The organism is Bacillus sp. HMF5848, assembly GCF_003944835.1.
GTDB lineage: Bacteria > Bacillota > Bacilli > Bacillales > HMF5848 > HMF5848.
Genome location: NZ_RWIV01000001.1, coordinates 3,488,000 through 3,510,108, shown reverse-complemented (window position 1 = coordinate 3,510,108; position 22,109 = coordinate 3,488,000). Strand labels below are relative to the sequence as shown.

Genomic DNA, 22,109 nt, shown 5'->3' with positions numbered 1-22,109 from the left:
GTATTCGATGCCTTCTCTAACTAACTATGAAAACGATTTGGACGATATGTACACATGAGCTACGTATACTGTTAAGAAGCAAATCCATTTTTAGCTTTGCAGCCATTTTTTCTATTTTAGCTGTGACCATAGTATATTTCGGCAGCATGACGGCTAAAGCTGATTTTATTGGCTTTAATAGAATGACGGCTAGTTTACTAAATTTGTGCCTTTTCATTATTCCTTTGTTAACGTTATTAATAGGCAGTACCTTTTTCTCAGGAGAAAAAGAAAATGGCTTGTTTTCTTTACTGATGACGTATCCTATATCATCAACTCAAGCTGTAGTTGGTAAATTTATTAGTTTGTTAATCGCTATTTTCGCTGTTGTTACATTTGGCTATGGGTTAGCACTCATTATTTTATTTATATCAGCTGGTAATATGCCGCTTTCTCTTTTCTTCCTTTTTTATGGGTTTACACTTTTATTAGCTATGATGTTTTTAGCGATAAGTATATTTGTTGGAATTATATCAAGTAACAGATTTCAAGCTTTAGGTGTTAGTATAATGAGCTGGGCTTTTTTTGTTTTATTTTTTGAGTTTGTCATTATGGGTATAGCTTCCATCATACCAAAACAAGCGATTTTGCCAATGTTTACTGCTTCAATACTTATCAACCCAGTTGAAATCGTTCGTGTATGGACGATTGTTGCGATGGGAAGTGGGACTGTGTTCGGACCTTCTTTATACGATATGACGATTTGGGCAGAGGGATTAGTAGGGCAAATTGCTTTTGCTTCATCTACTATACTATGGACTATACTGCCTTTGCTCATAACAGTGCTGCTAGTTAAAAGGGGGGCATACAATGGAAAATAATGAAGTCCTTCGACTAGAAAAAGTTACAAAGATGTATTCTAAGATAAATGGTGTAACCGATATATCTTTTTCCGTACAAAAAGGCGAGTGTTTTGCAATTTGTGGGGGGAATGGTGCAGGCAAAAGTACAATTATTAAAATGATGACAGGTATTTTAAAGCCTGATTATGGCTCCATTCATATGATGGGGATAAGTAGCGAGAAACATTCATATAAATCTATGTTTAGTTATATGCCAGATAATTTACAATTTCAAGGTGTGTTGACCGGAGCGGAAGTACTCACTTTTTATGCGAGGCTCGTAGGAGCGTCGACTAATAAAGTACAAGAATTATTAGAAAAAACAGGACTTTATGACGAACGGAATAAGAAAGTAAAGGAATATTCGAAAGGTATGCAGCAAAGGCTAGCTTTAGCACAGGCTCTTTTATCTAGTGCGCCTATCATTATTCTTGATGAGCCGACAAATGGTCTTGATCCTTACTGGGTGCATGCTTTTAAACAAATGGTTCTGGAGCTTATTCAGAATGAAAAGACAGTCATTTTTTCATCTCATATTCTTTCAGTTGTAGAAGATATAGCACACAAAATGGTTTTTATTGATAATGGGAAAGTTGTAATAAATGACGGTATTAATAACTTATGTGTTGGTGATGACGGACAAGTTCAGAGACTAGAAGATGTGTTGTTTCAATCTTTTGATAGACGTTCTAAATAAATGAATGAAAAAAAGGCCGTTCCATTTTATTTGGAATAGCCTTTTCCTTTTGTTATTTATTATTTATGCCCCATTTTTTTCATAAATCTTTCTTTTGATACAGCGTCAATATCTTCCCAAGAAGAAGACTTGGCGTTAAGATTAGCGTTGTTAGTTACAAAATCCTTCGCATCTTGATCTGAACTAAAAAAGACATATCCGTATTTCATTGGTGTTTTTATATCGGCATGAGCAATAGATGCATCTCCTGCTTTTAGCCATTCTTGTGATACATAATCTCGTACCCACTTTGTCTCTAGCGCTAATGCATCATCTTTTCTTTCGTAATTTAACAAGCAACCAGAGTCGTCAAAAAATAAAGTTTTTCCGTCTTCGGTAATAGCTTGAGCAGTGAATACTCCCATTTCGTCGTCTTTTAAGTAAATTTTCATATTACAAAATGCACAAGTTGATTCATCATGAGGCTCTGTTGGATCGTGAGAGGTGGTCATTGTTGTAGTATCATCTTGTCCACATGCACCTAATATAAGTGCGATTAGTACTAAAGAAATGGTTAAAAATAATTTTTTTCTCAAAAGACTTCCCCCTTTAATGTTGTCTCTATACATCATATCAGCAAAATGAAAGAAAACTGTGAGGTTTTCAAATTGAAAATTTGAATATTGTGTTTCAAAATTAATACAAATTCCCGACAATAATCGCATTATTTCACTACTATTACACAAATCCTTAGTATAATAATTATATAGTATAAATAATAGTAAAACTATGTTTGTCAACGTGTGTTTGTAGTGAGGGCTGTAAGTATTTACTTAGTACTCTGCAAAGCTTTTTCGAGTTAGCAGTGTTTACGTCGCATGGATAAGGGGAGACAAAATGAGAAAATATGTGATATTGACTAGCATTATCATTGTATTACTGCTTACCAGTTGTACTAAGTCTTCCTTTGAACCGATTCCCCCGAATATGTCTGTTGTTGTAAGTGTAAATATAAAAGAAGGTAGCCTTTCATTTATTAATACTGACACACATGAGTTGGTAACTGAATGGAAGCTATTTATCCCTATCACGGGCGCTTTTGTGTTGCCAGATCCCAATTTAATCGCGGTATACGGAAAGCAATTGGATGGTTTATACATATATGATTTGTCAAAGGGACGCTTGAAAGAAACATGGGATATTGGACAAGGAATAGTAAATGGAACGGTTATAGAGCAAACTGGTAATATATTCTTAGTAGATCAAACTATACAAGGAGTTCGTGTGTTTTCAAGTACTGGTGAAGAAAAAAAGCAAATAGCAACAGGGCCAAAGCCTTTCGGTATTTTTCAAGGACCGAAGCAACAAAAAACCTATGTTATCAACTATGATGATACAAAACTATCTGTTGTTGATAATACACAACACAAAATTGTAGATACATTCACTATTAATCCGTCTTCAGCAGGAGGAATAGTAATTGAGGACGAACAAGAGATATGGCTTGGAGGTCATGGTGCTGGAAATGAGATTGGAGACACCATCCATATTTATTCTCTTGCAACAAATGAACTGACCCAAACTATAAAGGCCCCCATTATGCCAGTAAATTTTGCCGCCAACGACAGTGCGGTGTTTTCTATAAGCCATGGGTCAAGTACAGTTAGGAAGTTTGATCGTCTAACTAAAAGTGAATTGGCAGCTATGCAGATTGGCTCCAACTTATTCGATATTAAAATAGTTGATAAGGATTTATATATTGCTAGTTATGATAGTGATGAAATATTCATATTAGATACTTCTGATTTGAAAATAAAGTCCAAGATACAAGTTGGACGGGGACCGTTTCGTATACATGTAAGAGAGGGACGTGAGAGCGATGAATGAAGTCATGGTGTTAATTGTTGATGATGAAGAAGATATGAGGAATTTAATTCGCATGTATTTAGAGAATTCTAGGTTGCATTGTGAGGAAGCTAGTAATGCAAAAGAAGCCCTTCAAAAAATTGAAACGTCTGTGGTAGATATAGTTTTATTAGATATTATGATGCCAGAAGTGGACGGGTTTGAGCTTTGTGAAAAGATAAGAGAAAGTAGTAATATTCCAATCATTTTTTTAACGGCAAAAGGTGAAGAGTGGGACCGTGTCAGGGGACTGAAAGCTGGTGCAGATGATTATGTAGTGAAGCCCTTTAGTCCAGGAGAATTAGTTGCTCGTATTGATGCTGTATTAAGAAGAGTAAATCGCAGTCCATTTAGAGAAGGTGATTTTGAAAAATATGGCATACTAGAAGTTGATTCTAAAGGAAGACAAGTGAAAGTTTCTGGGCAACCTGTCACGCTTACGTTAAAAGAGTTTGATTTACTTCACTATTTCATCCGGCATGTGAACCAAGTAATTAGTCGTGATATTTTACTTGAAACCATTTGGGGCTATGATTATGAAGGAAGTACAAGAACGGTTGATACACACATTAAAACATTACGTATTAAACTTGGTGAAGCTGGCTCATGTATTCAAACGGTGTGGGGTGTCGGGTATAAATTTGAGGTGTCATAATGGGAACGGTACGATTTTCACTAGCGCAAAAAATATGGTTACTCGTCAGTATTGTTATTGTAGGAACGTTGTTAATTTCATATTTATTATTTCATTATTTTTATCAGCAAATATATGTTAATAATGTTCAAGAAACATTAACGCATGAAGGATTTCAATTGGCTCATGAATATGCGGGGGGGCCAATTCATGATGACCTCAGAAAGCAAATTGAATGGTACAATTCTGTATCACAAACAGATGTATTACTAGTTGATAATCCTAAAGATTTAGCGGCATGTTTACCATATGAGGTGGACGTAGATACTCTTATAACTGAAGAAGATCGAGATACTTTGTTAACGGGTGATGTTGTTGTTAAGCTTGGTTATGAAACAAGATTTCAACGACAAATAATGGGTGTTATTGTTCCACTTTTAGATGACCTTCGCTTAGCAGGAATCATATATTTATATGTGCCTTTAGCTAGTGTAGAAGAGGTAAATAATGATGCAGGGTATATATGGTTATTGGCAGCCATTTTATATATCGTATTATCAATATTTTTAGGGAAATTAGTAGTTGAAAAGCTAACTAATCCACTTCGCAAAATCGAAAAAGTAGCGATACGTCTTTCAAAAGGAGATTTTAGTGAGACAGTAGACGTTCAATCTAATGATGAAATAGGTCAACTAGCTCATACCTTTAATCAGATGATTGAAGCAATAAGAAATGAGGATCATCGGAAAAAGGAATTTATTTCAACTGTATCACATGAACTACGAACACCACTTAGTTACGTTCAAGGCTATTCAGAAGCAATATTAGAGGGTATGGTCACGTCTAAGGATAAAGAGCGCGGATACTTACAAATTATATTAAAAGAAGCAAAAAGAATGAAGCGGCTTGTTAATGACTTGTTAGATCTGTCTCTGTTAGAGAGCGGCGATTTCCCTATAAACAAAACACCGCTTGTGCTTGCCCAGTTAATAGAAGATACATTGCAAACGTACGCGCCAATATTTGCTGAAAAGCAGTTAAAGTTGAAGCTCAGCACAGACCCTGAAGTGGTGGTAGAGGCGGATGCAGATCGAATAGAGCAAGTGCTGCACAATTTACTTGATAATGCAGTTCGATACTCTCCTGAACAAAGTGCTATTACTGTCTCAATGAGCGGAGATGAGTCTTTTTGTACTATCTCAATTCAAGATACTGGCTGTGGAATTTCCGAAGAGGATCTTCAATACTTAGGAGAAAAATTCTTTCGTGTGAATAAAGCGCGTACTAGAAAAGATGGCGGTACGGGGTTAGGGTTAGCTATTACAAAAAGAATTATTGAATATCATAATGGATCTATTCAATTTGTTAGTTCAACAGGGAAAGGTACGACCGTTCTTATTACATTACCCGTTTTAAAGGTGTAGAGAGGTTGTAGGTTGAGTTCTGTTGAAAATATACTTAACCAGATAAGTCAAGCCGCCAAAGTAACGTTTGGCGGCTATTTATATAAATTCTAACATGTGCTCATAAACGGGCAAAGGTCTCTCCTCAGGAACAAGATGTCCTGTTTGTGTAAATGAAACAAAATGAGAGCTTGGTAAATCTTTATGGAGTCTTTCTCCTATTTCAATCGGCACTACTTTATCATTTTCGCCCCATATTAAAAGACTGGGAGTACGAATAGTCCGAAGGTCTTCAGCCGGTAAATCACCCTCGCGATGACGCAGCATCTTAGTTAAGGCATGATATATGCTTTCGTCATGAAACGGTTCCTCGTAGCCTCGAAGCATCTCTTCATCAATTAAACTGTGGTCAAACACACTGTTTTGAAGATTTCCATGTGTGCCTTTTGAATATAACCACGCTTTTATAACTAATGAAAAGAAAGGTAAGTAAGAAAAGTAAATCATTGGTTTTGATGCTTTACTTAAATAACCTGAGCTACATAAAAGAATTAATTTTTTTACAATATCAGGTTTTTGCTTTGCGATATTTAAAGCGATTTGTCCGCCCATGGAGTGTCCTACTAAAGTAACCTGTGTAAGCTGAAGACGTTGGAGAAGCTCGATAACAATTTGGGCCATATTGGCATAAGAGTATACAAAGTTCTTTACCTTTGCGCTCTTACCAAATGGGGGTAAGTCAACCGCTAAAACTGTATAAGATTCCTTTAATAATGGAATTAAGCGCCGATAACTAAAAGACGACGACAAAAATCCGTGTATAAGCACGATAACAGGCTTGTCCTTCCATGGAGTGAGCTCGTAATATACTTTTACGCCTCTAATGGTAATAGATTGGGGAATGGTTGCCACTATTCTCACCTCTCACTTATATATAGCGATAGTGTATGTATATTTGTGAAAAACAAATAAGTAAATTTTTAACAAGTGCAAGATTGCAGAAAAAAATCTATTTTTTATTCGGTCAAAAAGCTGTATAATAGACTGAAAATTCTTGTTTTTCGGGAGGGTTTTACTTGCTACTAAATGAAAAAGAAATTGAATTGCTTGAGCTTTTACAAAATGATGCGAGGATGCCACTTGATGTTCTTGCAAAAGCGCTTCAGCTTTCGGAGGCCGATGTGCAAGCCACCATTAATAAATTGGAAGAACATCATGTCATCTTGAAGTATGCAACTGTTGTGGATTGGCGAAAGGTCGATGGGTTAGAAGGAGTGACAGCGATGATTGACGTGAAGGTTACCCCTAAGCGTGGTGTAGGCTTTGATGAAATTGCAGAGCGTATATACAAATTCTCAGAAGTGCGTTCTGTATATCTCATGTCGGGTGCTTATGATCTATCGGTTATTATTGAAGGGCGTACTATGTCTGAAATCGCTCAGTTTGTCTCAGATAAGTTATCTACACTCGATTCTGTATTGTCAACGACAACACATTTTATTTTGAAAAAATACAAACATGACGGGACTATTTTCGATGAGCGGAATAAGGATAAGCGAATTGTGGTGTCTCCATGACATCAAAAACAAAGCAATATCTATCCAAAACAGTGACGGAGCTAAAACCATCTGGGATTCGTAAATTCTTTGATTTAGCAGCAAGTATGGAAGATGTCATTTCGCTTGGTGTGGGAGAACCTGATTTTGTTACTGCGTGGTCCATTCGGGAAGCATGTATTGCCTCACTCGAACAAGGGTATACATCTTATACGGCAAATAGTGGTTTGTTAGCACTTCGATACGAAATAGCTAATTATTTAGAGACACGTTTTTCGATTCAGTATAATCCAACATCAGAAATAGTTGTCACTGTAGGAGCTAGTCAGGCGTTAGATTTAGCTCTTCGTGCCACAGTGGATACGGGAGATGAAGTAATAGTAATAGAACCTAGCTTTGTGTCATATGCCCCTCTTGTCGCGCTTGCGGGCGGCAAGCCCGTTGTCGTTTCTACATCAAAAGAGGATGATTTTAAACTTACAGCAAGCACATTAAAAGAAGCGATAACGAGTAGAACAAAGGCAATTATGTTGTGTTCTCCTAATAATCCCACAGGAACGGTGCTGACAAAAGCTGATCTTCAAGCTTTAGCGGAAGTAATAAATGAGCATGATTTAGTAGTGATATCGGATGAAATCTATGCAGAGCTAACATATGAAGATGAATATTGTAGCTTTGCTGGACTTGATGGTATGTTTGACCGGACAATTTTAGTGTCAGGATTTTCTAAGGCATTTGCGATGACCGGATGGAGGCTTGGATATGTAGCAGCAACAGAAGAACTTGCGAAGGCAATGTTGAAGATTCATCAATATACGATGATGTGCGCTCCTATTAATGCTCAATATGCTGCCATTGAAGCATTACAATCCGGCTTGGAAGGCGTAGCTAATATGAAGAAAAGCTATCGACGAAGACGTAATTACTTTGTAACCTCATTAAATGAGATAGGGCTTACATGTCATATACCAGGTGGTGCGTTTTATGCGTTTCCTTCTGTAGAAATCACTGGTTTGACTTCACAGCAATTCGCTGAACAATTACTTATTGAGGAAAAGGTTGCTGTCGTCCCGGGTGACGTCTTTGGACAATGTGGAGAGGGTCATGTGCGCTGCTCCTATGCATCGTCTTTAGAACAGCTTCAAGAAGCAGTAAAGAGAATGGAACGGTTTGTGAAAAACTATCAATAACTCTTATTAAGTGCCGGGTATTTCCGGTGCTTTTTTTATGACATTATATTATAAGCAAAAAATTAAAACGTTTATGTCCTTCCCTCTTCAACTATGGCAATTGTATGCTTTCATGGCATGGGAAAGTTTACATAGCGCTTATATAAAAAAATAAAAGCTCATATATACATTTTGGTGAAATAATAAGTATGACAAAAATGAAATGAATGATTCACCGAATGTAATGATAAAAGATAAAAATGAAATTACACATAAAAAAAAGGACATAACCAACTGGTTTTGTCCAAATAAAAAGGGGGGAATACTAGAAAGCCTTATAATAGTATCCTTTCCTATTTTGGTAAATTTTAAACGTACAATAAAAATAAATATGTAACATATAATGGTAATTATGATGAACCCTTTGCTAAATACTGCAATGTATGATAAAATTTTTAATTGCGTATTAAGTGACTGTATATAACCAAAAGAGCTAGTAACTGCGAACAATAAACTAGATGGTTTTTTACAAAAACAGTAAGTTTATTTTTAAAATGATAAGCTCTAGCTCTTAATCGAAAAAAAAATTTAGGAGTTGTTAATATGACGTATGAAGTAGGTCAAGTTTTAAAAGGTAAAGTAACAGGTATTCAACCTTATGGAGCATTTATTGCTCTTGAAGAAAATACTCAAGGTTTAGTTCACATTTCAGAGATTGCTCATGGTTATGTGAAAAATATCGATGAATTTGTAAAGATCGGTGATGAAGTAGAAGTTAAGGTGCTAACAGTTGAGGACAACGGCAAGTTAAGCTTATCAATAAAAGCTACTCAAGAAGCACCAGCTCAAGTAGAAAGAGCTCCACGTAAGCCACGCCCTAAGAAACAAGTTAAACAACCAATTGTAGAAGAAAACGGTCAAGGATTTAATACATTAAAAGATAAACTACAAGATTGGATTGAACAATCTAAGCGTGAAGATTTAGTACGTAAGTAATAAAAAAGCAACCTGAGGGTTGCTTTTTTTTATAGATTTAATCACTTCAGTCAAAATATATTCGGGAGGCTTAGTTGTTTCTTAGAAAAGATTGGAGCTGCCTCTAGTCTTACAAAAGCTTAGGCGTTAACCATTTAAAGGGTTAACGCCTAAGCGAGGATGTTGCGTTTATTTTGTTGTTGGTTCTGCACCAGTTGCTCTTTCTTCTTGAGGCATAAATAACAAACCAAGGTTAATAAGTCCAGCAATCCCCACAAGAGAATAGATGATACGTGAGAATGCTGAGCCTTCTCCAAAAATAGCTGCCACCAAATCAAAATTAAAGAAGCCAATTAATCCCCAGTTCACAGCACCAATAATAGTAAGTAGTAGTGCTATACGCTGTATTGTGCTCAAAGAGATCTCCTCCTTGCATTTATTTTTACTTTCATAAATATGTTGAGCAAAATAAGCAACAAATATTCATGCGAATTTCTTTACAAGTAAAAGTTTTTTTGGAGATAATGAAAGGGGACCAGTAAACTCATTTTTTTATTGTTTAGTTCCCGTTCTGGGAAAAGCAAACGTTAACAACATGTTATGAATTCTTTTCTCATCATACATATTAATGGAGGCGATACAATGGATAACTTCGTATTTCAAAACCCAACAAAACTAATCTTTGGAAAAGGGCAACTCGAAAGATTAAGTCAAGAAGTACCGAAATACGGTAAAAAAGTGCTTGTTGTTTATGGTGGCGGTAGCATAAAACGCAACGGTATTTATGACAATGTCATGGCCATTTTAAAGGATCTTGAATGTGAAGTGGTTGAACTTTCAGGTGTTGAACCAAATCCACGCTTATCGACTGTGCATAAAGGAATTGATATTTGTCGTTCAGAAGATGTTGATTTTATATTAGCAGTTGGGGGCGGCAGTGTTATTGACTGTACAAAAGCTATTGCTGTTGGTGCAAAATTTGACGGAGAAATTTGGGACGTTATTACCCGTAAAGCACAGCCAACGGGTGCATTGCCGTTTGGAACTGTTTTAACATTAGCAGCAACTGGTTCGGAGATGAATCCGGGTTCTGTTATTACAAATTGGGAAACAAATGAGAAATACGGGTGGGGCAGCTTGTTCTCATATCCTAAATTCTCTATCTTAGATCCTGTACACACTTACTCTGTGCCTCGAGACCAAACTATTTATGGGATAGTTGATATGATGTCTCATGTGTTTGAGCACTATTATCACCCACAAACGAATACGCCTTTACAGGACCGTATGTGTGAGTCTATATTACAAACAGTGATGGAGACGGGTCCAAAGCTTCTTGAGGACTTAGAAAATTACGAGTATAGAGAAACGATATTATATTGTGGTACGATTGCTCTTAACGGCCATGTGTCAATGGGGTACAGCGGAGATTGGGCGACGCACAATATTGAACATGCTGTATCAGCTGTTTATGACATCCCACATGGTGGGGGATTAGCCATTATCTTCCCAAATTGGATGAAGCACGTCATTGATGTAAATCCAGAGCGTGCCAAACAATTAGCAATACGTGTATTTGGTGTTGATCCGGCTGGTAAAACTGACAAGGAAATTGGACTTGAAGGAATTGATAAATTACGTGAGTTCTGGAACAGCATTGGAGCGCCATCACGTTTAGCTAACTACGATATCAATGATGAAAAAATCGACTTAATGGCAGATAAAACGTTAACATTTGGTGAGTTCGGTAATTTCAAGAAGTTAAACAAACAAGATGTTGAGTCTATATTAACGGCATCATTATAAGAGCCAAAACCACTTGAGCGTAACATAATATGCTCAAGTGGTTTTTTCTTGTGTTCCTCCTTGTATTCGAATCATGTGCCCCTTTTAATTTCTTTAGAACATTATATTTTTCATCTGTAACATTTTAAAGCTATAATACAACTAATTATATTAAATAAAGGAGTACCACCATGAACGTATTAATAACTGGCGCAGCGGGCTTTATCGGCTTTCATACTGCTAAACGACTACTAGAGTCAGGCTGTGCAGTATGTGGTGTTGATAACTTAAATGAATATTATGATGTGAAATTGAAAAAAGCACGCTTACAGGAGTTGCAGCGGTTTGGTCAATTTACGTTTATTCATGCAGATATAATAAATGAAGCTGCTGTAACAAAGCTATTTAATGAGTATAGATTTAGCTATGTTATTCATCTTGCTGCTCAAGCTGGTGTTAGATATAGTTTAGAAAATCCGAAGGCATATATCGATAGTAATATAACAGGATTTTTACATATTTTAGAAGCATGTCGTAGGAGTGAGATAAGACACCTTGTTTTTGCCTCATCAAGCTCAGTATACGGAGCGAATCAGAAGATTCCATTTTCTGAAGAAGATGTAGTCGATCAACCGATTAGTGTGTATGCTGCTACAAAGAAATCAAATGAATTAATGGCGCATACATACAGTCACTTGTACAAACTCCCTGTAACAGGATTACGATTTTTTACTGTATATGGTCCATGGGGACGGCCGGATATGGCATACTTTTCATTCACAAAACGAATTATGGAAGGAAAGTCAATTCAGCTTTTTAATTATGGCGACATGTTACGTGATTTCACATATATTTCTGATATAGTGGATGGCATTGAAAAAATATTGGTAAAGCCCCCTCTTAATAATGAGAGACATAGTCAGGCTCCCTATGCTATATATAATATCGGTCACAATCAACCAGTTAAATTAGCTGATTTCATAGAACTTCTGCAAGCATTGTTAGGCCGAGAAGCTGTTATAGAGCATTTACCAATGCAGCCAGGTGATGTGTATGCTACTTATGCTAATATAGAAAACCTCAATCGTGCAATCGGATTTCAACCGACCACCTCTATTGAAGAGGGATTACACCACTTTGTAAGCTGGTATAAGGATTTTTATGAAACAGAATTTAAATAGTGAAAATTTAAGAGGCTGTCCCAAAACTAACGTTTTGGGGCCTTTTTTTGAGTAAAGAATTGCATTGTACCTTGATGTTGATTTCCGCTTCATTGCTCACGCTATTTATGTGTAAGCAATACCTCGTAGCTTATTTAGACATTTGTACTCTCTGAAAGCCCTCTGAGTAGGAATAAACTCCTATATTCATAAATTATTTTCGAAATTTAAGGAAGATATGGTAGTTATATAAACATTGTTAATTTAGTAAATTTAAAATACTACCTGATGTTTTTTAATTACTTTCCTCGGAGGTGGATTAGTCTATATACATAAAAGTTTGTTAATTAAAGAAATTAGATGTCTAGATTTAGTCAGTCAAATTAAATATGAATAATTGAATGAGAGCTTTAGTTTTGTATGAGGGTTTTATCTTACATGGAAGGAAGATGAGCGAAAATTATAAGCGTTAGTTTTTCTACATAAACATTCCTTAATTTAAATAGTTTAGTTTAATCCGCAATAAGGCTCATAATATATATGCACAAGGAGATAAAAGTAATGAAAACATTACGTATGAAAATATTATCTGGTTTTATTGCAGTACTGTTACTGTTAGCTATTGTATCAGGACTAGCATTATATATTATTAATCAAGCAAATAACACGACGGAAGACATCATAACAGATGATCTTGTTGAGTTCAGCATCTATAATAAATTACAATTCAATGTAGCTGATAGAATAGGGCTTATGAGAGGGTATCTTGCATATGGCAACGAAGAGTTAATGATTAAATATTATCAATTAACGAACGAAAGTATAGCTTATGAAAAACAGCTATTAGAGCGAACAGACGACGCCAACTATGAACTAATAAAAGACATCGTGGACTCAAGTGTTATATGGGGGAATAAACTTGATGAGGTATTTAAAACGTATGAAAAAGACCCACAATTAGCTTTAAAGCTAGGTGCCGGGGCGAGGAAGTCCACGGAGGAATTAATGGGGAAAATCGGTAATCTTATAGCTTTAGAACAAGAAGACATTGCAACATCAGGGCAAGCCATTATGGACAATGGTAAATCTTCTACATTAATTATTTTAATAGTTGCTCTTATATCGGTTGGAATTGGGATATTTTTAGCGATGTTTTTAACACAAATGATTGTTAAACCAATAACAGCGGTAGTTAAACGTGTAGGGATGATTGCGGATGGAAATTTACATGGTGACGAACTTGCTGTTAATTCAAAGGATGAAATCGGAACACTAACGATAGCTATTAACAAAATGGTACTCTCTTTACGAAGTTTAATAGGCGAAGTAAGTGAGAATGCAGCTAATTTAGCTGCAAGCTCTGAGGAAATTTCTGCGAGTACCGATGAAATCTCTAGAGGTAGTCAACAACAAGCGGATGAAGCTAGTAACTCGTCCGAAATGGTAAGAGATATGGCAAAGGCTATTAAAGAAGTATCGCTTAATGCAGAACAAGCAGCAAGTGCTTCGGAGACTACCGTAGATGCGGCTATGCAAGGTGGAAAACTTATTGTGGACACAGTAAATGGTATGGATGCAATAAGTATCAAAATAAACGAGTTATCTAGTAAATCTGTACAAATTGGAGAGATTGTTGAGGTTATTGATGATATTGCTGAACAAACCAACTTACTCGCCTTAAATGCGGCCATTGAAGCGGCAAGAGCCGGAGAAGCTGGAAAAGGATTCGCGGTAGTGGCAGATGAGGTTCGGAAGCTAGCAGAGAGAAGTAGTAAAGCAACGAAAGAGATATCAGCACTTATTCTAACCATTCAAACGAATACGGATGAGTCAGTAAATGTTGTGAGTAAGGGGAACGAATTAGCTAAAAAAGCAGGAAGTGCGTTTGAGGAGATAGTGAACTTAGTGAAAAAATCGGCTAATAAAGTTAGTGAAATTGCTGCAGCAAGTGAACAACAAGCTGCTCAATCATCATCAGTTCAGCTAGCGGTTGAGAATATTGCAGCCGTTTCAGAACAGACTGCAGCGAGTGTTCAAGAAACAGCTGCTACGGCAAATGATTTAGCTAAGATGGCCGAAAAGTTAAATGAATTAGCTAGTAAGTTTAGATTGTAGACAAAAAATTCTTAAGGAAAGTATGCTACCAAATAGTATACTTTCCTTTTGTTTTCGTACGACCTTCAATATTGAACTTGCTTAAAAACACGTGATATGATTGGGGTTCCATCCCAAAGTATTTCAGTCACAGCTCGTCTTGCTAGTAGCTCAGGCTTTTGTAATAATGAGAAAAAGTTTTCTTGACTTAGCTCTCCTAGATTATGCTTTGAACATAATCGCTCTAAATATGAATGTCGTTTGCTAGTAAGTTTTTTTGATTCATTTGTTCCACCATCGGAAAACTCATATAGTACGCTCGCCCGAGGTAGCCGTTTAACTTTAAATCGTTCTGAGACAGTAAGAATAAAATCCCAGTCCCAATAGTTGTACATGTCTTCAGAAAAAGGCCCGATTTTGTTATGTATGTCTTTTTTATATAAACAGCCTGACGAGACAAAAGTAGAAAACGTACGCATAAGCGCTTTATCGTATTCATAAGCAAACACAATGCGCTTCTTTGGATAACGTGTCCCATTTTTTGACTCATAATTGACAATCTCCACATCTGTATATATAAGGTCATTGGTCCCAAGCTGTTCCCAAGCTACCTCAATATGATCAGATAGTAAAAGGTCATCGTCATCACAGAGTAATATATATTCATACTTAGCGTGTGAAAGACCGACATTACGTGCATGTACATGTTTTTTGTTTTCTGGTAAATCAATCAGTGTAATATTAAGTTCAGGATATAAAGCCACAATGTGCGATATTGATGAACCACAATCATTCACTATAATTACTTCAAATAGCTTAAAGGTTTGTAAAAATAAACTTTGTAATAATTCTGCAAGCTCATTAGGTCTATTATATGTTGGAATTATGACTGAAATCATATATATGCTCACCTCTCATTTTTAGTGTATAAGGATGTAGATGGATTAGGCAAGCTATAAAAGTATGTTACAAATATTTGTAACCGAATAGTGTTTGATTTTCATCCTTAGTGTCTACTAAATGTTAATTTTTTACTATTTGAAGGGCGACAAGTTAAACTGACATGATTTTTTCATAACTGTAAGCCTTTACATGTTGAAATGCACCTTGCTTTATAAAATCTGTTTCGGTAAAGTGAAAGTGGTACCAAACATAAATGGAGGGTATATCAAAATGACTCACATTAAATTTGACTATACGAAAGCGTTAAGCTTTTTCGGTGAACACGAAATTACATACTTACAAGACGCAGTAAAAGTAGCGCATCATGCATTGCATGAAAAAACTGGCGCAGGTAATGACTTCTTAGGATGGATTGATCTACCTGTTAATTATGACAAGGAAGAGTTTGTACGTATTCAAAAATCTGCAGAAAAAATCAAGTCTGATTCTGATGTATTACTAGTTGTTGGAATCGGAGGCTCATATTTAGGTGCACGTGCTGCGATTGAAATGCTTCAGCATAGCTTCTACAACGAGCTAACAAAGGAACAGCGTAAAACACCACAAATCATCTTTGTTGGAAACAACATCAGTTCTACATATATGAGAGATGTAATGGACTTGCTTGAAGAGAAAGACTTCTCTATTAACGTTATTTCAAAATCTGGTACTACGACAGAGCCAGCCATTGCATTCCGTATTTTCCGCAAATTACTTGAAGAAAAGTATGGTGTAGAGGAAGCCCGCAAGCGTATTTATGCTACAACGGATAAAGCACGTGGTGCTCTAAAAACTTTGGCGACAGAAGAAGGCTACGAGTCTTTCATTATTCCTGATGATGTAGGTGGACGTTATTCTGTTTTAACGGCTGTTGGTTTATTGCCAATCGCAGTAAGTGGAGCAAACATTGAGGACATGATGAAGGGTGCAGCGGATGCACGTGAAGCTTTCAGTTCTTCAGAATTAATGGAGAACGCTGCGTATCAATATGCTGCCGTTCGTAATGCTCTTTATAACAAAGGCAAAACAATTGAAATGCTCATCAATTACGAGCCAGGCTTACAATACTTTGCTGAGTGGTGGAAGCAGTTATTTGGTGAAAGTGAAGGAAAAGACCAAAAAGGTATTTTCCCATCTTCAGCAAACTTTTCAACTGACTTACACTCATTAGGTCAGTACGTACAAGAAGGTCGTCGTGACATTTTTGAAACAGTGTTACAGGTGAAATCTGTTCGTCACGAGCTAGTACTTGAAGAAGCAGCAAGCGATCTAGATGGTTTAAATTACTTAGCTGGTAAAACAGTTGAATTCGTTAACACGAAAGCATTCGAAGGTACATTACTTGCTCACACAGATGGTGGCGTACCAAACTTAATTGTAGAACTTCCTGATATGAGTGCTTATACATTCGGGTATGTCGCGTACTTCTTTGAAATAGCTTGCGCGATGAGCGGTTACTTACTAGGCGTAAACCCATTCGACCAACCGGGTGTGGAAGCATATAAGAAAAACATGTTCGCTCTACTTGGCAAACCAGGATTTGAAGAATTAAAAGCTGAATTAGAAAAGCGTTTGAAATAATTATTGAACGAAAAAAACACCGCTCTGGCGGTGTTTTTTTAATCTAGATTTGAGTAAAGCTTAATAAATGCAGTCTCATTGTTCAACTACAAACCATAATTTACGCATAAATGCTTGGATTTTGCGCATAAACTCCAGAACTTTACGAATAACCCACTCTAATTTAAGGATAAGCTACAGAAGTATACGCATAAATCACAGAATTTGGCGCATAAAGCCCAAAAATTGGCGCATAAAGCCTGAAATCTCGCGCATAAACCTCGAAAATTGGCGCATAAACCCTGAAATTTCACGCATAAATCAATTTCCACAAAAAACTAGCCGCTTTTTGGCTCTTTGGGGACGGTTCTCATGCTGCCATGGCAACATGAGAACCGTCCCCAGTTTGCATGTAACGTGTTTGTGTGGGTAACCCTATGTATATGTAGAAGGGAGGCAGCAAGATGAGAACGATCCAATCAAAAATAGACGGACAAGTATTTAAACTTCACCATCTCGAGGCGAAGCTGAAACCACTAGGGTATGACATAGGAAGTAACTGGGAATATGATCATGGCTATTTTGATTATCAAATTAATAATGATGATGAGAGGGCTGGGTATATTTATTTGCGTGTGCCATTTACAGCTGTCGATGGACAGCTTGATTCAGACGGCACTTCTGTTAAGCTAGGTACCCCCTTTCTACTTGCCCACACATATCAAGAAAGCTTAGATGACCAAGCGTTGATTGGTAATATTTCAGCATCTTTTAATCAGTTTCAAGAACCTAAAAATAAGGATGCTCGCGTTCCGAAAAATTATTTAGAAACGGCTGGTGAGCTAGTATCTGAGTTAGAGGCCGTTTTACTTAATGAATAATGGCGATTAGCAAGTCATGCTCTTCAATTTTAAAAGAAGTAGGAGGATTCACATATGTGGATGCTCCTCTTTTTATGCCAAGTATAAGACTGCTTTCGTTTTGTAGCATCTCATGCGTTACGTCAAGAAATGTTGCTCCGATTAAAGCAGTAGGAGCTTCTTGCAAACAAACCTTACTATCTTTTACTTCTTTCAAAAGATTAAGCAGTGAAGGGGATGTGCCATGGGATAATACGTTATTGATCATAACAAAGCTAGAAAGTAAGTTTGTTTCTACAATCTGATCAGCACCTGCACGCTTTGCATTAGCGAGCTGATGCGATGTTAAAATTTCTGCAATACAATACACATTCTCTTTTAATCCTTTAACAGCAAGGATGGTTAACACTGTTTGCATATCGGCTGCTACTTCATCTTTACTTTGATCCGCGGTAATGAGTACCATCGATGCAGCTTGAATATTTGCTTTTTGGATAACATCATCTCGTGTAGCATCCCCTTTTATAAAATGAACGCCTTTTGATGCGTAAGGGTTTTCTTTCAAAGAAGCATCTATTAAGACGATTTTAACTGGCGGTGTCTTTGTAAGAAGCTCATCAATCGTACCTTTCGTTCTCTCATTCCAGCCTACAATGATAATTTGTTCATTTCCTTTGTATGCTGTTTCTCCTTTTAAAAATAACTGCTGATTTGTGGCTGCTATACCTGAAATGGAGGCAAAATAGGCTGTGATAAAGCCTGTCCCTAGCAGGATAAGCAACATAGCAACTATCCGCCCGACAACTGATGTCGGCACATAATCCCCATACCCTACTGTCGAAACAGACACTAGCGCCCACCAAACCCCATCAAATAACGTCGGGAATGTGTCTGGTTCTATAAAGTGCAGCAGTGTACCAAATATAATGATAAGTGAAAAAGCGATGGCAAGAATTTGAACTAATAACGGAGAACGGTAATAAATAATTCTCGCATAGTTATACACCTTCATCTACCTCATCTGAAGCTAATAATGATAGTACTTCACGAATGATAGAATTAATTTTCTTCGCTATTTTATCTTCTCCGTAGCGGTTAATCGCCTTCTGAATAATCTCGGTAACATCATCATCGTACACAATTAATTGTTTATCTTCTTCCGATTCATTGTACAACCCTATAAAAGCGTCGAGCCCTTCGTTCATCTTATCGATGGCATCACTTAAAGCCTGTTTTTCTACATCTGATAATTTCATATTTGTCACCCTTTTAAATCGTATATATATGTAGTGTGGCTCAATTGGAAATGATTATTGCATAATCGTTTGTAAAATTGCAAAACTATGGAAGATAACATTAATGGGAGGCACTATAAAATGGATGTAAATCGTGTAAAACAAATTTTGTCTTCACCAGCTAATATTGATGTGAAATATCACGGCGTATCCGTTTGGATTGACGGTGTGAATGAAGAGGGTACAACCGCTTCTGTACATATGCGAGGCAACCACAATGATAAGCGTGATGTTGCTATTAGTGAACTAACAGAGGACTAGCAGGATGAGATGAGGTAAGCAAATTGTTGCTTACCTCATTCTTTATTTTGATTTATTAATTTTATCTTCTGAAAAGACACTACAATCTATGTTTCCAATATTAAATAAGTAAGTAGTATAATCGGCTGATTTCAATTACGAATATTTATTATTTTTTGGTAAAAAATACAGATAATTCTACATCGCGAAAGGACGTTTGTGAGTGGATGTAAAAGAGCGGAGGCTTATCTTTATTGGCCTACTTGCAGTTGTGTTATTTGTGTCTCCCTATTTTATTCTCGGAGACAATGCAAAAATGCGTGTACATGATAACTTAGATTCAAATATTGCTTGGTATAGGGTGTTGGCTGAGAGCGGGGAGCTGTTAGGGTCTGTCAATGCCACAATTCCGCAGGTTATAAACGGGATACCAAGAAATACTTATGGAACAGAATTCAGTGGCATTGTATGGCTACATGTGTTGTTTCCATCAGTCATTGCTTACGGACTTAGTCAGCTTATTACGAGAATGTTTGCTTTTTTAGGTATGTATCTACTATTAAAGCATCATTACGCAAGGCAAGAAAAACTTGCCTGGGTTCGTGTCGGAGTAGCTGTTGCCTTTGCTTTTACACCATTTTGGCCATCTGGCATGCTAAGTACACTAGGGATGCCACTGGCATTATGGGCGTTTCTCAATATTAAAACTGGGAAGCGTACTGTTATTAGTTGGATTACTATAACACTATTGCCTTTGTATGCAAGCATTGTACTTGGCTTTTTCTTTTTTTTAACGGCAATAGGGGTGTATTGGCTTGTCGATGCCATACTAAACAAACGAATCAATATTCGCTGGCTTTCTGCCATTATATACATGACTTTACTATTCATGGCGGTTGAATATCGCTTAGTATATTCATTGCTTTTTGAGACAGAACCAACAAGTCGCGATGAGTATTTTCATGCACGCTTAACATTTTGGCACTCTGTTCGCTTAAGCTTTAAAAATTACGTGTTAGGTCATACGCATGTTCATACCATTCATGGTCTTGTTATTTTACCGCTTTCCATATTGTCGCTATTTATTGTTGGAAAGAAACGTGCGTGGCAGCATGAAAGGTTGTTTGTCGTGTTGCACATCATAAACGCTGTCCTATCTATATGGTATGCTTTTTGGTTTTATAAAGGCTGGTTACCTTTAACAGAACGCTTTGACATTCTTGATAAATTTAATTTTGCAAGATTTCATTTTCTTCGTCCGCTCATTTTATATGTACTATTTGCTTTGTCTTTAAAAATTATTGCATCTGTTGGGCGATCTTGGAGGCAAACCGCTATTACTTTCTTAGTAGCACAAATCATTATTTTAATCGCTTTTAATGAGCAAATATATTATCGTAAGCAGCCATCTATCGGAGAGTTTTACGCCACTGAGCAATTTGAAGAAATCCGTGACTATATAGGACAGCCTCTCCCATCATATCGCGTAGCTAGCATTGGTATTCATCCCGCTATCGCACAATATAACGGCTTTTACACAATAGATACGTATAATAACTTTTATCCTCTCTCGTACAAGTATGAATTTAGAAAGATTATTGCTGCGGAGTTAGAGAAAGATAAGAAGCTACGTACGTACTTTGATGAGTGGGGCGGAAGATGCTACATATTTGTCGATGAATTAGGAAAAAAATATATGTTTAAAAAAACATCCAAGAAAAAAATTAAAAACTTAGAGCTAAACATATCCCAATTTTATAAAATGGGAGGTCGTTACATTTTTGCCGCTGTCCCGATAGAAAATGCGAAGGACAACCAACTGCAATTAGATAAAGTATTTGAGTCATCAAACTCTGCGTGGAAAATCTATTTGTATAAAGCTCTTCCGGAGTAATACTTACTAGGAGGATACATCATGACAAGTCCAGCTTTAGTTATTGTAGTTCCTTGCTACAACGAAGAAGAAGTACTCCCCTATACCATTCCGGCATTAAAGAACCGGCTGACACACTTAATAGAATTCGAAAAAGTAAATAGTGACAGCTGTATCTTATTTGTGGATGATGGAAGCCGTGATCGGACATGGTCGCTCATATATAAAGCTAGCCTAGATGATAAACACGTAAAAGGCTTGAAGCTTGCTCGCAATGTAGGACATCAACATGCGTTATTGGCAGGTGTAGATGCTGCTGTCTCTATTGCTGATTGCGTAATTACTATTGATGCTGATTTGCAAGACGATATTCGTGTCATGGATAAGTTTGTTGATGCGTTTATGGCAGGACATGATATTGTCTATGGTGTGCGTGAAAAGCGTGATACAGATACATTGTTCAAAAAAACAACAGCTCTTGCGTTTTATCGGTTGCTTCGGAAGTTAGGGATTGAGGTCATTCATAATCATGCGGATTATCGGCTGATGAGTAAGCGAGCTGTAGTCGCTCTTCAGGAGTATACAGAAAGTAACTTGTTTTTACGTGGTATCATCCCGCTGCTTGGGTTTAAGTCTACAAAAGTGTACTACAACCGGCTTGTGCGCAAAGCGGGGGAAAGTAAATACCCTCTTCGCCGGATGCTTGGGTTTGCTTTAGATGGTATCACGTCCTTTAGTGTGGCTCCGATTAGGTTCATTTCATTTATTGGATTTTTATCATTTTTTAGCAGTATTTTATTTGGTGTATATTTCTTGTTCTTGAAATTTAGTGGCCAAACGCAAAGCGGGTGGACATCTCTTATCACGTCCGTTTGGTTGTTAGGAGGCTTACAGCTTATTGCAATTGGCTTTGTCGGTGAGTATATTGGGAAAATCTATAAAGAGACGAAGCGACGTCCGAGGTATGCTATTGATGTGGATTTACTTCGGTTAGGACGTCATGACAACAATTATCAACAACAAAATGTGTGGGTGACGGCCATCGAAAATCGCAAGTAGTAGCAACGTGTTGTCGCAAGTGTTTTACATTTGCATATTTAA

General features: G+C 36.9%; 22 protein-coding genes and 1 pseudogene. 17 read left to right on the top strand and 6 right to left on the bottom strand.

Features of this window, described 5'->3' with window-relative positions; genetic code table 11:
* Positions 1–26 precede the first annotated feature (26 nt).
* Together EJF36_RS16855 and EJF36_RS16850 are read left to right on the top strand one after the other, a co-directional pair.
* A complete protein-coding gene (locus EJF36_RS16855; protein WP_125907410.1) occupies positions 27–860 on the top strand; it encodes an ABC transporter permease in 834 nt (277 codons plus the stop codon).
* On the top strand, positions 850–1,578 hold the full coding sequence (locus EJF36_RS16850) for an ABC transporter ATP-binding protein (RefSeq protein ID WP_125907409.1): 729 nt from the start codon (positions 850–852) through the stop codon (positions 1,576–1,578). Before EJF36_RS16855 ends, EJF36_RS16850 begins: the two co-directional genes overlap by 11 nt.
* 59 nt (positions 1,579–1,637) lie before the next feature.
* Here the strand turns inward: EJF36_RS16850 and EJF36_RS16845 are convergent, their stop codons facing one another.
* Positions 1,638–2,153 (bottom strand): nitrous oxide reductase accessory protein NosL, encoded by a 516-nt coding sequence (locus tag EJF36_RS16845; protein WP_260471929.1) that lies wholly within the window; start codon positions 2,151–2,153, stop codon positions 1,638–1,640.
* A 301-nt stretch (positions 2,154–2,454) separates the two neighbouring features.
* Here EJF36_RS16845 and EJF36_RS16840 point away from each other — a divergent pair, with 301 nt between their 5' ends.
* Genes EJF36_RS16840 through EJF36_RS16830 form a run of 3 tightly spaced genes read left to right on the top strand, consistent with a single transcriptional unit; the run spans position 2,455 to position 5,520 of the window.
* Positions 2,455–3,444 (top strand): YncE family protein, encoded by a 990-nt coding sequence (locus EJF36_RS16840; protein ID WP_125907408.1) that lies wholly within the window; start codon positions 2,455–2,457, stop codon positions 3,442–3,444.
* Positions 3,437–4,117: a response regulator transcription factor gene (locus EJF36_RS16835; protein ID WP_125907407.1), complete on the top strand. Its 681-nt coding sequence runs from the start codon at positions 3,437–3,439 to the stop codon at positions 4,115–4,117. The genes EJF36_RS16840 and EJF36_RS16835 overlap by 8 nt, the downstream gene beginning before the upstream one ends.
* Entirely contained in the window at positions 4,117–5,520 is a 1,404-nt protein-coding gene (locus tag EJF36_RS16830) for a sensor histidine kinase (RefSeq protein WP_125907406.1), read from the top strand. The genes EJF36_RS16835 and EJF36_RS16830 overlap by 1 nt, the downstream gene beginning before the upstream one ends.
* Before the next feature lie 78 nt (positions 5,521–5,598).
* Here EJF36_RS16830 and EJF36_RS16825 read toward each other — a convergent pair whose 3' ends face one another.
* A complete protein-coding gene (locus EJF36_RS16825; RefSeq protein WP_125908430.1) occupies positions 5,599–6,414 on the bottom strand; it encodes an alpha/beta fold hydrolase in 816 nt (271 codons plus the stop codon).
* Positions 6,415–6,575: 161 nt separating this feature from the next.
* Between EJF36_RS16825 and EJF36_RS16820 the strand changes: the two genes are divergently transcribed.
* From EJF36_RS16820 to yugI, 3 genes are all read left to right on the top strand, one after another.
* Entirely contained in the window at positions 6,576–7,076 is a 501-nt protein-coding gene (locus EJF36_RS16820) for an Lrp/AsnC family transcriptional regulator (RefSeq protein ID WP_125907405.1), read from the top strand.
* Positions 7,073–8,245 (top strand): aminotransferase, encoded by a 1,173-nt coding sequence (locus EJF36_RS16815; RefSeq protein ID WP_125907404.1) that lies wholly within the window; start codon positions 7,073–7,075, stop codon positions 8,243–8,245. The genes EJF36_RS16820 and EJF36_RS16815 overlap by 4 nt, the downstream gene beginning before the upstream one ends.
* A gap of 582 nt (positions 8,246–8,827) precedes the next feature.
* Complete coding sequence (gene yugI, locus EJF36_RS16810) at positions 8,828–9,220, top strand: S1 domain-containing post-transcriptional regulator GSP13 (protein ID WP_125907403.1); 393 nt, start codon at positions 8,828–8,830, stop codon at positions 9,218–9,220.
* Between the two features lie 168 nt (positions 9,221–9,388).
* Here the strand turns inward: yugI and EJF36_RS16805 are convergent, their stop codons facing one another.
* Entirely contained in the window at positions 9,389–9,616 is a 228-nt protein-coding gene (locus tag EJF36_RS16805; RefSeq protein WP_125907402.1) for a DUF378 domain-containing protein, read from the bottom strand.
* A 225-nt stretch (positions 9,617–9,841) separates the two neighbouring features.
* Here EJF36_RS16805 and EJF36_RS16800 point away from each other — a divergent pair, with 225 nt between their 5' ends.
* The 4 genes and pseudogenes from EJF36_RS16800 to EJF36_RS22345 all read left to right on the top strand — a co-directional run bounded on the left by EJF36_RS16800 (position 9,842) and on the right by EJF36_RS22345 (position 14,259).
* Positions 9,842–11,005: an iron-containing alcohol dehydrogenase gene (locus EJF36_RS16800; RefSeq protein WP_125907401.1), complete on the top strand. Its 1,164-nt coding sequence runs from the start codon at positions 9,842–9,844 to the stop codon at positions 11,003–11,005.
* A 170-nt stretch (positions 11,006–11,175) separates the two neighbouring features.
* Positions 11,176–12,165: an NAD-dependent epimerase gene (locus EJF36_RS16795; RefSeq protein ID WP_125907400.1), complete on the top strand. Its 990-nt coding sequence runs from the start codon at positions 11,176–11,178 to the stop codon at positions 12,163–12,165.
* A gap of 519 nt (positions 12,166–12,684) precedes the next feature.
* Positions 12,685–13,443: pseudogene (locus EJF36_RS22350) on the top strand (HAMP domain-containing protein); the annotation flags it as partial.
* On the top strand, positions 13,438–14,259 hold the full coding sequence (locus EJF36_RS22345) for a methyl-accepting chemotaxis protein (protein WP_458772702.1): 822 nt from the start codon (positions 13,438–13,440) through the stop codon (positions 14,257–14,259). The pseudogene EJF36_RS22350 and the gene EJF36_RS22345, both read left to right, overlap by 6 nt.
* Before the next feature lie 65 nt (positions 14,260–14,324).
* Here the strand turns inward: EJF36_RS22345 and EJF36_RS16785 are convergent, their stop codons facing one another.
* Positions 14,325–15,137 (bottom strand): glycosyltransferase family 2 protein, encoded by an 813-nt coding sequence (locus EJF36_RS16785; RefSeq protein ID WP_125907398.1) that lies wholly within the window; start codon positions 15,135–15,137, stop codon positions 14,325–14,327.
* Between the two features lie 274 nt (positions 15,138–15,411).
* On the opposite strand from EJF36_RS16785, the gene EJF36_RS16780 reads away from it, so the two are divergent.
* Together EJF36_RS16780 and EJF36_RS16775 are read left to right on the top strand one after the other, a co-directional pair.
* Entirely contained in the window at positions 15,412–16,761 is a 1,350-nt protein-coding gene (locus EJF36_RS16780; RefSeq protein ID WP_125907397.1) for a glucose-6-phosphate isomerase, read from the top strand.
* A 443-nt stretch (positions 16,762–17,204) separates the two neighbouring features.
* Entirely contained in the window at positions 17,205–17,621 is a 417-nt protein-coding gene (locus tag EJF36_RS16775; RefSeq protein ID WP_125907396.1) for a YugN-like family protein, read from the top strand.
* Here EJF36_RS16775 and EJF36_RS16770 read toward each other — a convergent pair.
* On the bottom strand, positions 17,611–18,606 hold the full coding sequence (locus EJF36_RS16770; protein ID WP_260471928.1) for a potassium channel family protein: 996 nt from the start codon (positions 18,604–18,606) through the stop codon (positions 17,611–17,613). The genes EJF36_RS16775 and EJF36_RS16770 overlap by 11 nt on opposite strands.
* Positions 18,599–18,856 carry a hypothetical protein gene (locus EJF36_RS16765; protein WP_125907394.1) on the bottom strand — a complete coding sequence of 86 codons (258 nt, stop codon included), beginning with the start codon at positions 18,854–18,856 and terminating at the stop codon, positions 18,599–18,601. The genes EJF36_RS16770 and EJF36_RS16765 overlap by 8 nt, the downstream gene beginning before the upstream one ends.
* Positions 18,857–18,976: 120 nt before the next feature.
* Between EJF36_RS16765 and EJF36_RS16760 the strand changes: the two genes are divergently transcribed.
* From EJF36_RS16760 to EJF36_RS16750, 3 genes are all read left to right on the top strand, one after another.
* Complete coding sequence (locus EJF36_RS16760; protein WP_125907393.1) at positions 18,977–19,156, top strand: H-type small acid-soluble spore protein; 180 nt, start codon at positions 18,977–18,979, stop codon at positions 19,154–19,156.
* Between the two features lie 202 nt (positions 19,157–19,358).
* Positions 19,359–21,029 carry a DUF6044 family protein gene (locus tag EJF36_RS16755; protein WP_125907392.1) on the top strand — a complete coding sequence of 557 codons (1,671 nt, stop codon included), beginning with the start codon at positions 19,359–19,361 and terminating at the stop codon, positions 21,027–21,029.
* A gap of 21 nt (positions 21,030–21,050) precedes the next feature.
* Entirely contained in the window at positions 21,051–22,067 is a 1,017-nt protein-coding gene (locus tag EJF36_RS16750; protein WP_125907391.1) for a glycosyltransferase family 2 protein, read from the top strand.
* The last annotated feature ends 42 nt before the right edge of the window (positions 22,068–22,109 follow it).